10 protein-coding genes are annotated in these 13,119 nt (G+C 61.8%); 3 read left to right on the top strand and 7 right to left on the bottom strand.

What is annotated here, in order from left to right; genetic code table 11:
• The first annotated feature begins 8 nt into the window (after positions 1–8).
• Positions 9–1,037: a LacI family DNA-binding transcriptional regulator gene (locus tag PSFL_RS23470; protein WP_198818367.1), complete on the top strand. Its 1,029-nt coding sequence runs from the start codon at positions 9–11 to the stop codon at positions 1,035–1,037.
• Positions 1,038–1,584: 547 nt separating this feature from the next.
• Here the strand turns inward: PSFL_RS23470 and PSFL_RS23465 are convergent.
• Positions 1,585–2,373 carry a helix-turn-helix transcriptional regulator gene (locus PSFL_RS23465; protein ID WP_115127996.1) on the bottom strand — a complete coding sequence of 263 codons (789 nt, stop codon included), beginning with the start codon at positions 2,371–2,373 and terminating at the stop codon, positions 1,585–1,587.
• An 84-nt stretch (positions 2,374–2,457) separates the two neighbouring features.
• Here PSFL_RS23465 and PSFL_RS23460 point away from each other — a divergent pair, with 84 nt between their 5' ends.
• Both PSFL_RS23460 and PSFL_RS23455 read left to right on the top strand, forming a co-directional pair.
• A complete protein-coding gene (locus tag PSFL_RS23460) occupies positions 2,458–3,456 on the top strand; it encodes a bile acid:sodium symporter family protein (protein WP_076964780.1) in 999 nt (332 codons plus the stop codon).
• Positions 3,457–3,543: 87 nt separating this feature from the next.
• Complete coding sequence (locus PSFL_RS23455; RefSeq protein ID WP_057959876.1) at positions 3,544–4,728, top strand: sugar transporter; 1,185 nt, start codon at positions 3,544–3,546, stop codon at positions 4,726–4,728.
• 72 nt (positions 4,729–4,800) lie between these two features.
• Here the strand turns inward: PSFL_RS23455 and PSFL_RS23450 are convergent, their stop codons facing one another.
• From PSFL_RS23450 to PSFL_RS23425, 6 genes are all read right to left on the bottom strand, one after another.
• Positions 4,801–7,245 (bottom strand): TonB-dependent receptor, encoded by a 2,445-nt coding sequence (locus tag PSFL_RS23450; RefSeq protein ID WP_076964781.1) that lies wholly within the window; start codon positions 7,243–7,245, stop codon positions 4,801–4,803.
• 100 nt (positions 7,246–7,345) lie between these two features.
• Positions 7,346–8,305, bottom strand: a complete 960-nt coding sequence (locus tag PSFL_RS23445; RefSeq protein WP_397470534.1) for a FecR domain-containing protein — start codon at positions 8,303–8,305, stop codon at positions 7,346–7,348.
• Positions 8,302–8,808 carry a sigma-70 family RNA polymerase sigma factor gene (locus PSFL_RS23440; RefSeq protein ID WP_057438686.1) on the bottom strand — a complete coding sequence of 169 codons (507 nt, stop codon included), beginning with the start codon at positions 8,806–8,808 and terminating at the stop codon, positions 8,302–8,304. The genes PSFL_RS23445 and PSFL_RS23440 overlap by 4 nt, the downstream gene beginning before the upstream one ends.
• A 122-nt stretch (positions 8,809–8,930) precedes the next feature.
• The gene (locus PSFL_RS23435) at positions 8,931–9,281 is read right to left on the bottom strand and encodes a DUF6124 family protein (RefSeq protein ID WP_115127998.1); all 351 of its coding nucleotides are present in this window, start codon (positions 9,279–9,281) and stop codon (positions 8,931–8,933) included.
• Between the two features lie 1,437 nt (positions 9,282–10,718).
• Positions 10,719–11,963, bottom strand: coding sequence for a saccharopine dehydrogenase family protein (locus PSFL_RS23430; RefSeq protein ID WP_057438684.1), 1,245 nt, complete (start codon positions 11,961–11,963; stop codon positions 10,719–10,721).
• Positions 11,964–11,992: 29 nt separating this feature from the next.
• Positions 11,993–13,090 (bottom strand): carboxynorspermidine decarboxylase, encoded by a 1,098-nt coding sequence (locus tag PSFL_RS23425; RefSeq protein WP_057438683.1) that lies wholly within the window; start codon positions 13,088–13,090, stop codon positions 11,993–11,995.
• Between the last annotated feature and the right edge of the window lie 29 nt (positions 13,091–13,119).

Here is a 13,119-nt window from a genome sequence, read left to right as displayed (position 1 = left end):
TCTCCACCATGCCGAGCCCATCTCGCCCTGCCACCCTGAAATCCATGGCGACCGCACTGGGCGTGCATGTGTCCACGGTGTCCCGGGTACTCAATGGCGACCCGGCCGGGGTCGAGCGAGCGGCCTCGGCCGAAGTGGTGGCGCGCATTCGTGCATTGGCCAAAGAGCTGGATTACCGGCCGAACACCCAGGCATCGAGCCTGAAGTTGCGCAAAAGCCAGGAAATCTGTGTGCTCATGCCCAGGCTCACCGACCTGGTGATGGCGACCATTTATGACAGCATCGACAGTGCCGCCGAACAGGCCGGCTACCTCACCTTCGTTTCCAATACCGACGACCAGCAGCCACGCCAGATGGCGCGTGCCGAGCACGCCTTGCGCCGCTCGGTGGCCGGGCTGATCGTCGGTGACTCCCATGTGGGCGAAAGCCAGCCGCTGCTCGACCTGTTGACGCGCAAGCACATCCCCTACGTGTTGGTCAGCCGGCAGATTGCCGGGCATCTGGCGGCGTGCAGTGACGATGAGTTGGGCGGCTGGTTGGCGGCCGAGCACTTGTACCAATTGGGCTGTCGCGATGTGGCCATTCTGGCGGGTGAGCGGCACGCCTCGACCGGGGCGGATCGCACCCGTGGGTTTACCCGCTACTTTCGTGAGCAAGGCATCACGCTACGCCCGGAGTGGACGCTCAATGGTCCTTTTGACAGCCTGACCGGGCATCGCCAGGGCGAGTATCTGCTGAGCCTGAACCCACGGCCCCAGGCGTTTTTTGCGGTCAATGACTTCCTGGCCATCGGCCTGATGGGTGCTGCGCGTGACAAGGGCTTGATGCCGGGCAAGGACATTGCCGTGGTGGGCTTCAATGACATACCGCTGGCCAACGAACTGATGGTTCCCCTGACCAGCGTGCGCCTGCCCTTGGCAGAGATGGGCCGCCATGCGGTTGAACTGCTGCTCAAGCGCATCGAGGGCGAGGCTGTCGAGTCGATCAAGGTGGCGCCGCAGCTGCAGGTGCGTGCGAGTTCGTCTTTGTTGCGCTGACGTCAAAAATGTGGGAGCGGGCTTGCCCGCGATAGCGGTGGTCCAGTCTCTCTCATTGATGACAGGTACACCGCCATCGCAGGCAAGCCAGCTCCCACATTTGATGGGTGGTGTGGCCAAAACGCTGTGCCCGGCCAAGATCCCCTGTGGGAGCGGGCTTGCCCGCGATTCAGCGGTGGTCCAGTCACTCTCTTTGATGACAGGTACACCGCCATCGCAGGCAAGCCAGCTCCCACATTTGATAGGTGGTGTGGCCAAAACGCTGTGCCCGGCCAAGATCCCCTGTGGGAGCGGGCTTGCCCGCGATTCAGCGGTGGTCCAGTCACTCTCATTGATGACAGGTACACCGCCATCGCAGGCAAGCCAGCTCCCACATTTGATGGGTGGTGTGGCCAAAACGTTGTGCCCGGCCAAGATCCCCTGTGGGAGCGGGCTTGCTCGCGAAGGCGGTGGTTCAGTCACTGAATTTATCGACTGACACACCGCCTTCGCGAGCAAGCCCGCTCCCACAGGGGGATTGTGGACGGTCAAAAGCCGCGGTATTCAGTCAGCGAAAAAACTCCCCTGGCGTCGCATCAAACTGCTGGCGAAACGCTGCGATAAACGCCGAAACCGACTCATACCCACAGCCCAGCGCTACATCCGTCACCCGTTCCCCGCGTTCCAGGTCGGGCAGGGCGCTGAGCAGTCGCAGCCGTTGGCGCCAGGCGCGATAGGTCAGGCCGGTATCGCGCAAGAACAACCGGCTCAAGGTTTTCTCACTGACCCCCAACTTCTGGCTCCACTGCCCCAGGGTGGTTGCCTGTTCCGGGTGCAGGCTCAAGCTGCGATAGATCTGTCGCAGCCGGCTGTCCACAGGCAGGGGCAGCATCAGGTCAACCTGCGGCGCGGCGGCCAACTGGTCCAGCAGCACCAGGGCCAGGCGCCCGTCCGGGCCGTCTTCGGCATATTCCACCGGCAGTTCGCTGAAACGGCGGATCAACTCGCGCAGCAGGTCGCTTACCGCCAGGACCTGGCAACGTTCCACGGCCCAGCTCGTCACGCTGCAGTCCAGGTACAGGCTGCGCATTTCGGTGTGGGGCGAGCTGAACACGCGGTGGGGCACCCCCGCCGGGATCCACACCGCGCGCTGCGGCGGGGCGACAAAGCGCCCGGCACTGGTGTGGATTTCCAGTACCCCGCAGATCGCGTACGACAACTGCACCCACGGGTGGCTATGGCGGCGGGTCAGGGCGCGGTTGGGCAGGGATTCGGTGCGGCCATACACCGGGCGCGGCAGGCTGGCGAGCCCGGGGATGCTGCGGCGAACGGCCTTTTCATGTCCTTTTGGCGGCATTTACTGGCTCATTGGCGTTAGTCGGTAAGCAGCCGTTACGTTAGAGTCGCCACGACGCCCTGGCAACCCCTGGAAGAACAGCTAATGAAACGCCCCCGGTTTTTACCTGATAACTTCACCCTGATCCTGATTGCCACGGTGGTTCTCGCCTCCTTGTTGCCGGTCAGCGGCCAGGCCGCCGTGGCGTTTGGCTGGGTGACTAACCTGGCCATCGCGCTGCTGTTTTTCCTGCATGGCGCCAAGCTGTCGCGCCAGGCCATCGTCGCCGGTGCCGGGCACTGGCGTTTGCATCTGCTGGTGTTCAGCCTGACCTTCGTGCTGTTCCCGCTGCTGGGCCTGGCGCTCAAGCCGCTGTTGTCGCCGATGATCGGCAAAGACCTGTACATGGGCATGCTCTACTTATGTGCGTTGCCGGCCACGGTGCAGTCGGCGATTGCCTTTACTTCCCTGGCGCGGGGCAATATCCCGGCGGCGATTTGCAGCGCGGCGGCGTCCAGCCTGTTCGGTATCTTCCTTACGCCGTTGCTGGTGGCCTTGTTGCTCAATGTGCATGGCGACGGCGGCTCCACGGTGGATGCGATTCTCAAGATCAGCGTGCAATTGCTGCTGCCGTTTATTGCCGGGCAGATCGCCCGACGCTGGATCGGTGCGTGGGTGGGGCGCAATAAAAACTGGCTGAAATTCGTCGATCAGGGTTCGATCCTGCTGGTGGTCTACGGCGCCTTCAGCGAGGCGGTCAACGAAGGCATCTGGCACCAGATCCCCCTGTGGGAGCTGGGCGGCCTGGTGGTGGCCTGCTGCATCCTGCTGGCGCTGGTGCTGATGGCTTCCGCGCTCTTGGGCAAGGCGTTCGGTTTTAACCAGGAAGACCGCATCACCATCCTGTTCTGCGGCTCGAAAAAAAGCCTGGCCACCGGGGTGCCAATGGCCCAGGTGTTGTTTGCCGGCAGCACCATGGGCGTGTTGATCCTGCCGCTGATGCTGTTCCACCAGATCCAGTTGATGGTCTGCGCGGTACTGGCCCAGCGCTATGCCAAGCGCCCGGAGTCGATTCCCGAGATCATGGCGCAAGTCGATCCCTGAGCCATCGTGTTACTATTTTTCGGCGCCGCTCAAGGGCAGGCATCGGGCCGTCAGGATCGGCGCGCAACTGAGTAAAACGACCTGTCGATGAGTACTTCCACCACCACACCTCAAGCCAACTGGCAGCCGGTCATCGCCCTTGCGCTGGCGGCCTTTGTGTTCAACACCACTGAATTCGTCCCGGTCGGCCTGCTCAGTGCCATCGGCGCCAGCTTCGACATGCCGATCGCCCGGGTCGGCCTGATGCTCACCATCTATGCCTGGGTGGTGTCATTGACGTCGCTGCCGGTGATGTTGCTGACCCGCAACGTCGAGCGGCGCAAGTTGCTGATTGTGCTGTTCGGCATGTTTATCGCCAGCCATATCCTCTCCAGCGTGGCCAACAGTTTTGGCTTGTTGATGGTCAGTCGCATCGGCATTGCCTTGTCCCATGCGCTGTTCTGGTCGATCACCGCTTCCCTGGCGGTACGCCTGGCGCCGCCGGGCAAGCAGGTGCAGGCGCTGGGCTTGCTGGCCACGGGCACCTCACTGGCGATGGTCCTGGGCATTCCTTTGGGCCGACTGCTGGGCGAGGCCATGGGCTGGCGCACCACCTTTATTGTGATCGCCGGATTCGCCGCTGTGCTGGTGTTCTGGCTGGCGCGCACCTTGCCGCTGTTGCCGAGCCAGAACTCCGGCTCGCTGCGCAGCCTGCCGATGCTGTTCAAGCGCCCGGCGCTGGTGGCGCTGTACGTGTTGACGGCCATGGTGGTCACGGCCCAGTTCACCGCCTATAGCTATATCGAACCCTTCGTCGAACGCGTCGCGGGCCTGGGGGGCAATGCGGTGACCCTGGTGCTGCTGGTGTTTGGCGGGGCGGGCATCATGGGGTCGTTACTGTTCAGCTTGCTGCACCGTTTCAACCCTTACCGCTTTTTGCTGGTGGCCGTGTCGGTGCTGGCGCTGTGCCTGGGGCTGTTGTTGCCGTTGAGTGGTGACGTTTCGTACCTGGTGGTGTTGAGCGTGTTCTGGGGCATGGCGATCATGGCCTTTGGCTTGGCGCTGCAGTCCAAGGTCCTGGTGCTGGCACCGGACGCGACCGATGTGGCGATGGCGATGTTTTCCGGGATCTACAACATCGGCATCGGCGGCGGCGCGCTGCTGGGCAGTTGGGTCGGCGGGCATTTCGGCTTTGCCTGGATCGGCGCGGCGGGGGGCTTGCTGGCGGTGGCGGCGCTGGGGTTGTACTGCCTGTCGATCTATCGGTTTGGGCAGGGTGGACCACGGGAATAAGGTGAGCGGCGTTCGCAGCAGCCAACTCGCCAGCGATGGCGTCCACAGGAGCGCCATCGCTGTGTCAGCCCATCAGAACTGCGGCGTGTACTTCACACTGAACATCACATTGCGCGGATCACCGTAGAAGTTGTTGCCATTCAACTGGTTGTACCCTGAGGCGTAGTAGGTCTTGTCGAACAGGTTGTTGGCATTGACCGCCAAGCCCACCTCCGGCGTCATCTGATACGCCAGCCGCGCGTTCCAGACCGTGTAGCCCGCCACGTCATAGTTGTACTCATACCCCAGGGTATGGCTCTGGGTGGTAAAGCCCAACCCGGCGCTGACCTTGCTCCAGTCGCCACTGAACTGGTAGTCGCCCCACACCCGCAACATATGCTTGGGCGTCCACTGGCTGAATACCTTGCCCTTGTTATCCCGGTCCTCAAGGTACTTGGTGGTGTTGTAGGTATAGCCGGCAAACAGTTGCAGGCCGCTCAACACTTCACCGCTGATTTCAGCTTCCAGGCCCTGGCTGCGGACTTTGCCTGAGCCTGTGGCGCAGTACGTGCCGCCGCAGATTTCACCCAGGGAGTAGTCGGTGATCGCACGGTTTTCCTGGTCGTAGCGGAACAGCGCCAGGGAGGTATTGACCCGCCCGTCCAGCAGTTCGCCCTTGAGCCCGACTTCGTAGTTGCTGCCAATCACCGGCTTGACCACCGCACCGCTGAGGTTGCGCTGGGTCTGTGGCTCGAACACGTCGGTGTAGCTGGCGTACACCGCCCACTCGCGGCTCAGGTCGTAGACGATCCCGGCGTAGGGCGTGACTTCGCCGGTTTCGTTGGTGGTGCTGGGGTCGTTGACGGTGGTGGCGTGGGTTACCGCCGCGATGCCCGAGGAGGTATAGCTGTAGTCATACCAACTGACACGGGCGCCGAGTACCAGGGTCAACGGGTCGATGGGCTTGACGCGCCAACTGCCATACAGGCCTTTTTGGCGGATGTCGTATTTGCTCGGTGTTGCACTGCCGCCGGGGGTGTTCATCAGACCCTCGTAGCTGATTTCGGGGCGGTTGTTGTCGATGTCGAAGATGTTGTCGGTGCTTTTATTGAAGGTCCGGGCAATGATGTCGTTGGACGTGTATTTGGAATAGTTGCCGCCCAGCGTAATTTCCTGGGCCATGGACAGTGCTTCGAAACGCCCGGTGAGGTGGGTGTCCAGGCCGATCTTGGTGCCGTCGAAATCGGTGTACCAATCGGCATAGGTCAACCCGGTGCCGTCGGCGTTGATGCCGTTGCCGGTACTCTGCACGCGCTGGTGGGTGGAGGTGTTTTCTTCGCTCATGCGCACCGCGCCGACCTTGAACTTCCAGTCGTCGTTGAAGCGATGCTCCAGGTCGGCATACAGGGTGGTGACGTCGATCTGCGAGTGGTTCCAGCGCGAGCCGCTGAAGGTGGAGCGTGACAGGTCAATCGACTTGCCCGTGCTGTAGCGCGGCAGGCCCCGCAGCATCGGCCGGGATTCGGCATTGGTGCGGCTGACGGCCAGGCCCAGGGTGGTGTCTTCCTGCAGGTCGAAGTCCAGGGCGCCGTACAGCGAGTGGGTCTTGCTCCATTCGTAGTCGATGAACGAATCGCTCTGGTCTTCGTCGGCCACCATCCGCCCACGGATCGTGCCGCTCTGGTTCAGCGGGCCGCCGGCGTCCAGTTGCAGGCCGTAGTGGTCCCAACTGCCGGCCTTGGCGGTAAGGGCCACGGTGGGCGCCGTCTGCCCGCGCTTGCGCACCAGGTTGATTGCGCCACCGGGGCTGCCGGTGCCCTGCAGCAGGCCGGAGGCGCCGCGCAGTACTTCCAGGCGGTCGAAGAAAATCATGTCCTGGGTCGCCCAGTTGCCCAGGGCGTAGGTATTGCGCGGGATCGGCACGCCGTCGTACTGCCAGTCGTCGATCTGGAAGCCGCGGGAGGTGATGATCATGCCTTTGCCCACACCTTGCACGCCCACCAGGCCGGTGGTGTGGTTGACGGCGTCCTTGAGGTCGACCAGGTCCTGGTCATCCATTTGCTTGCGGGTCATCACCGTGATCGACTGGGGGATTTCCTTGAGGGTGTGGGTGCCCTTGCCGATTGTCACCGCGCGTGCGGCGTAGGAACCGCTGCCTTCGGTGGTGGTGGGGTCGATGCTGTGCTCGACAATCGAGGTCACGCCCAATTGCAGCGCGCTGCCCGTGTCGGTGGCAGGCTCGACGCTGAAATTACCTTGCTCGGTGATGCGCAACTGCAAGCCGCTGCCCGACAACGCACGGTCCATGGCCTGTTCGGCCGGCATCTGGCCAATCACGGCATTGGCCTGCTTGCCCTGCACCAGCACCGGGTCCAGGGACACAATGCGCCCGCTCTGGCTGGCAATGGCGTTCAGCGTTTGCGCCAGCGGGCCGGCCGGCAGGTTGAAAGACAGGCTTTGCGCCTGCACCAGGGCAGGGCTCGCCAGGGTTGCCAGGGCAACGGCGACAGAAAGGGCGTGGGGCCAAGGGTTGAGCACAGCATTCTCCTGAAGGTGTGGACGTGTCAGGAGATAGGTGGGACGAAAAATGAAAACCGGACACAAATAAGAGTTATTTGCATAAAAAATGTTGCCCGGGTTATTTGGCGCGAATCAGGGTCAGCCACGGGCTGTAGTGATCGACCCGGATCGGCAGGGTTTCGGCCAGGGCGCCGAAGGCGCGGTGCGGGTCGTTGAGGGGGAACACCCCCTGCACGCGCAAGTCGCGCACCTGAGGATCGACGCGCACAAAACCACGGCTGTACGGGCGCAGGGCGTTGACCACCTGTTCCAGGGAGTCGTCCAGCACACTCAGGTGCCCGGCGAGCCAGTCGGCCCGGAAGCCCTGGTTGCCGGCCAGCGGCTCGATGCGATCGGCCTGCAGCATTACGGCTTGGCCCTCCAGCACGGTGCGCTGCACGCCGTTGCGCAGGGTCGCCTGCACCGAGTGTTCCAGCACCACCAGCCGTGTAGCCTGCGGCTCCTGGCTCACCAGGAAGCGCGTGCCGAGGGCCTGGATGCTGCCCTGGGCAGTGCGCACGCGCAGCGGCCGTTGCGCATCGGCCGCCACCTGAATCACCAGTTCGCCGTGGCGCAGGATGATCAGGCGCTGGTGTGGGTCGAATTGCACATCCACCGCGCTCTGCGCATTCAGGCTCAGGCGGCTGCCATCGGCCAGGGTGAATGTCTGGCGCTGGCCGCGCGCGGTGTGCAGGTCGGCCAACAGGTTGTCGCCCAGCGGGCTGCGCGCCGCCAGCCATAGGCCGCCGCCCAGCAATCCCAGGCCGCCGATGGCGCGCAGCATGTCACGCCGCGAACCATGGGGCTGCAACAGCACTTGTCGCGCTTCACCGGGCAGGCGTTTTTCGAGGGTGCGCAGGGTGTTCCACGAGCCGCCCAGGCGCTCCTGCAAACGGGCCCAGGCCTGGGCGTGAGCCGGGTCCAGGGCCAGCCAGGCATTGAAGCGTTCCTGCATCCGCGCATCCGTTTTGCCGGCGCGCAGGCGCACCATCCAGTCGATGGCCTGCTCGCTGACCGGGTCCAGGCGCGCCTTGCTCACGGGGCCAGCTCGGCCAGGTAGCACTGGCGCAGGGCCTGTTTCATGTAGCGGCTGACGGTGCGTTCGGACAACTGCAACTTGCGCGCAATCGCCACGTAACTCATGCCGTCCAGCTGGCTATAAAGGAACGTGGCCTTGACGATCAGCGGCAAGCCGTCGAGGGCACGGTCAATCGCGACCAGGGCCTGGATCAGTTGCAATTGGTCTTCGGGGGAGGGCGCCAAGGCTTCGGGGGCAGCGGCCAGGCGTTCCAGGTAGGCGGTTTCCAGACGGCTGCGGCGGTAACGATCAAAAATCAGCCGGCGTGCAATGGTCGAGAGATAGGCCCGGGGTTGCTCGATGCTGTCGGGGTCGACCCGGGCGGCGAGCATCTGGCAGAAGGTATCGGCGGCGGTGTCTTCGGCATCGGCATGGTTACGCACGCGATGCTGGATATGTTGCAGCAGCCAACGGTGATGGTCGTTGAAAAAGAAGCCCAGCTTGCGGATTGGAGGTGACTGCACGGGTCGACTTTCTCAGGGTGGTATTGTGAATCGTTCTCAATACTACCTTTTGTGCGAGGGGGGGTGCAACAACCGGTAATTGTAGGAGCGAGCTCGCTCCTACATAAAACGGCATTCCAGCTCTACAGGGCCGGTTGTGCGCAGCCATCCAGCGCCTGGTCGACCAGCAGCTGCACGCCTTCGAGCATCCGGCAAAGGCCCAGCGCCACGCTGCGGTGCGTACCGTCGACTTCAAAGGCCAGGTGCGTGGCGATCACGTTGATCGACGCCAGGTCTTGCGAGGCATTGATCAGCAGGGTTTCGGCGTCCAGGTCGGTGCGCACGGTAAATAATGCTGCTGACGCCGGGTCGCTGGGTTGAGCGGTTGGGGTGGGGGGCTCGGGGTGCAGATAGTGGTTGATCGCACGATCCGCCGCATCGCGCAGAAGACTGGCATCGTAGCTGGGTGGGGGGTTGGGGCTGTGTTTGATCATGGTGAAGCTCCTGGTAGGTGGAGCTGCCACCGTTCGCGGTCAAACGAGTAGGGTGGCAGCTGTACGCGGGTTGACCGACCGGAAACCAGTGATTCCGGCATACCCGAAGGTATCCCGCGCACAGCTGCCGCGACACGATACATCAGACATAAGAAAAACGCCTGAAATAGGTCTGGGGTGCTGTAGCGTACTGGTTTGGTCGGACGGTCAAATCCGGCCGCTGATTTGGCAGCGGCAACGGGAAGGTTAGTCAGCACCTTTCCGAGGGACAACCTGAAACGGATGTAGGAAGCATCTGGTGCGCCAGCGTTAAGGTGCGCACATCCCGCAAACACCAATAAACCCTGTGGGAGTTGTCGAGCTTTAGCGAGGCTACGATAGCGGTTGGTCAACCAATATCAATGCCAGCAGTACCGCCGCCATCGCAGCCTCGCTGGGGCTCGACAGCTCCCACATTAATTTGGGCCAGATGGCATTGCGTGTTCGCTGTAGGACGCCAGCATTAAGGTGCGCAGATCCCACAAACACCGACAAACCTTGTGGGAGTTGTCGAGCTTTAGCGAGGCTACGATAGCGGTGGGTCAGCCAGCATCAATGCCAGCAGTACCGCCGCCATCGCAGCCTCGCTGGGGCTCGACAGCTCCCACATTGTTTTGGGGCAGCGTTAATAGCGTGCTCGCTCCAGAGCCCCAGCGTTCAAAGACGCAGATCTCGCAAACACCGATAAACCCTGTGGGAGTTGTCGAGCTTTAGCGAGGCTACGATAGCGGTGGGTCAGCCAACATCAATGCCAGCAATACTGCCGCCATCGCAGCCTCGCTGGGGCTCGACAGCTCCCACATTAATTTGGGCCAGCTGGCATAACGAGTTCGCTGTAGGACGCCCACGTTAAGGTGCGCAGATCCTGCAAACACCGATAAACCCTGTGGGAGGTGTCGAGCTTTAGCGAGGCTACGATAGCGGTTGGTCAACCAATATCAATGCCAGCAGTACCGCCGCCATCGCAGCCTCGCTGGGGCTCGACAGCTCCCACATTGTTTTGGGCCAGATGGCATTGCGTGTTCGCTGTAGGACGCCCGCGTTAAGGTGCGAAGATCCCGCAAACACCGACAAACCCTGTGGGAGTTGTCGAGCTTTAGCGAGGCTACGATAGCGGTAGGTCAGCCAACATCAATGCCAGCAATACTGCCGCCATCGCAGCCTCGCTGGGGCTCGACAGCTCCCACATTAATTTGGGCCAGCTGGCATAACGAGTTCGCTGTAGGACGCCCACGTGAAGGTGCGCAGATCCTGCAAACACCGATAAACCCTGTGGGAGCTGGCTTGCCTGCGATAGCTTAGGCACTGGCAACATTGATATCCGCCCATGCAACGATCCGGGCAATGTTTTTGATCGCTCCCACAGGACGTGGGAGCGATCCGTCAATCAAGACGCTATCAGGCGATAGCATCCCAGGCGCGGTCGCCTTTTTCGTCCTTGATACGGGTCGGCAGGCCCATCACGTCCAGTGCCTTGAGGAACGGCTCGGCTGGCAGTTCTTCAACGTTGGCCATGCGTTGCACGTCCCACTCGCCACGGGCCACCAGCAGCGCAGCGGCTACCGGTGGTACGCCGGCGGTGTAGGAGATGCCCTGGCTTTCGGTTTCGGCAAAGGCGTCTTCGTGGTCGGCCACGTTGTAGATGAACAGCTCGCGTGGCTGGCCATCCTTGGTGCCCTTGACCAGGTCGCCGATGCAGGTCTTGCCGGTGTAGCCCGGTGCCAGCGAGGACGGGTCAGGCAGCACGGCCTTGACCAGTTTCAAAGGCACCACTTCCAGGCCTTCGGCGGTGGTGACCGGTTTCTCGGAGAGCAGGCCGAGGTTGTTCAGTACGGTGAACACATTGATGTAGTGTTCGCCGAAGCTCATCCAGAACCGCACGTTGGGCACGTCGAGGTTTTTCGACAACGAGTGCACTTCATCGTGGCCGGTCAGGTACAGGTTCTGTGAACCCACTACCGGCAGGTCGTCGGTACGTTTTACTTCGAACATGGTGTTGCTGGTCCACTGGCTGTTCTGCCAGCTCCACACCTGCCCGGTGAATTCGCGGAAGTTGATTTCCGGGTCGAAATTGGTGGCGAAATATTTGCCGTGGCTGCCGGCATTGACGTCGAGAATGTCGATCGAATCAATTCGGTCAAAATGCTGTTGTTGCGCCAGCGCCGCATAGGCGTTGACCACACCTGGGTCAAAACCCACACCGAGGATCGCAGTGATGTTCTTCTGCTTGCATTCCTCCAGGTGGTTCCACTCGTAGTTGCCGTACCACGGCGGGGTCTCGCAGACCTTGCCCGGCTCTTCGTGGATGGCGGTGTCGAGGTAAGCCACGCCGGTATCGATGCAGGCGCGCAGTACCGACATGTTGAGGAAGGCGGAGCCGACGTTGATGACGATCTGCGATTCGGTTTCGCGGATCAGTGCCTTGGTCGCTTCCACGTCCAGGGCGTTCAGGGCAAAGGCCTGGATCTGGGCGGGTACCTTGAGGCTACCCTTGGCCTTGACGCTGTCGATGATGGCCTGGCATTTGGAGATGTTGCGCGACGCGATAGCAATACGACCGAGTTCGTCGTTGTGCTGCGCGCACTTGTGGGCCACCACCTTGGCGACACCTCCTGCACCAATGATAAGAACGTTCTTTTTCAATTGCTTTATCTCTCCTTTATCTGTCCGCTTTACGAAAGGCTGGACAGGTAGTCGTCGTAACCAAATTCACGAACCACTTCGACTGTACCGTCGAGTTGTTTCACTACGATGGACGGCATTTTCAGGCCGTTGAACCAGTTTTTCTTGACCATGGTGTAGCCTGCCGTGTCGATGAACGACAGTCGATCGCCGATGGCCAGCGGCTGATCAAATTGATATTCGCCGAAGATATCACCGGCCAGGCACGACTTGCCGCACACCATGTAGGTGTGTTCGCCATCGCTTGGCGCCAGTTTGGCGTTGAGGCGATAGATCAGCAGGTCCAGCAGGTGGGCTTCGATGGAGCTGTCGACCACGGCGAGGTTTTTGCCGTTGTACAGGGTGTCGAGCACGGTCACTTCCAGGGAGGCGCTGTTGGTGATCGCCGCTTCGCCGGGTTCCAGGTACACCTGCACGTCGTACTTCTGCGAGAACGCCTTGAGGCGCTGGCAGAACGCGTCGATGGCATAGCCTTCGCCGGTAAAGTGGATGCCGCCGCCGAGGCTGACCCAGTTGACCTTGTGCAGCAGTGCGCCGAAACGTTCTTCGATGGTGTTCAGCATCTGGTCGAACAGGTTGAAGTCACCGTTCTCGCAGTTGTTGTGGAACATGAAGCCGGAGATCTGCTCGATCACGCCTTCGATCTTCACCGGATCCCACTCGCCCAGACGGCTGAAGGGACGCGCCGGGTCGGCCAGCAGGTAGTCGGAGCTGCTCACTTGCGGGTTGACGCGCAGGCCGCGGGTCTTGCCCTCGCTGCGCTCGGCAAAGCGCTGCAGCTGGCTGATGGAGTTGAAGATGATCTTGTCGCAGTTGTCGAGCATCTCCTCGATCTCATCGTCGGCCCAGGCCACGCTATAGGCGTGGGCTTCACCTTCGAACTTCTGGCGACCGAGCTTGAGCTCGTACAGCGACGAGGACGTGGTGCCGTCCATGTATTCCTGCATCAGGTCGAACACCGACCAGGTGGCAAAGCACTTGAGCGCCAGCAGCGCCTTGGCGCCGGACTGCTCGCGCACGTAGGCGATCTTCTGCATGTTGACCAGAAGCTTCTGTTTGTCGATGAGGTAATACGGGGTTTTGATCATTTTTCAGAGCCTGCGGCGGAGCCTGCCAA

The organism is Pseudomonas sp. DD1, from assembly GCF_044510355.1.
Lineage (GTDB): Bacteria > Pseudomonadota > Gammaproteobacteria > Pseudomonadales > Pseudomonadaceae > Aquipseudomonas > Aquipseudomonas shahriarae.
This window is presented reverse-complemented; position numbering and strand designations above follow the sequence as displayed.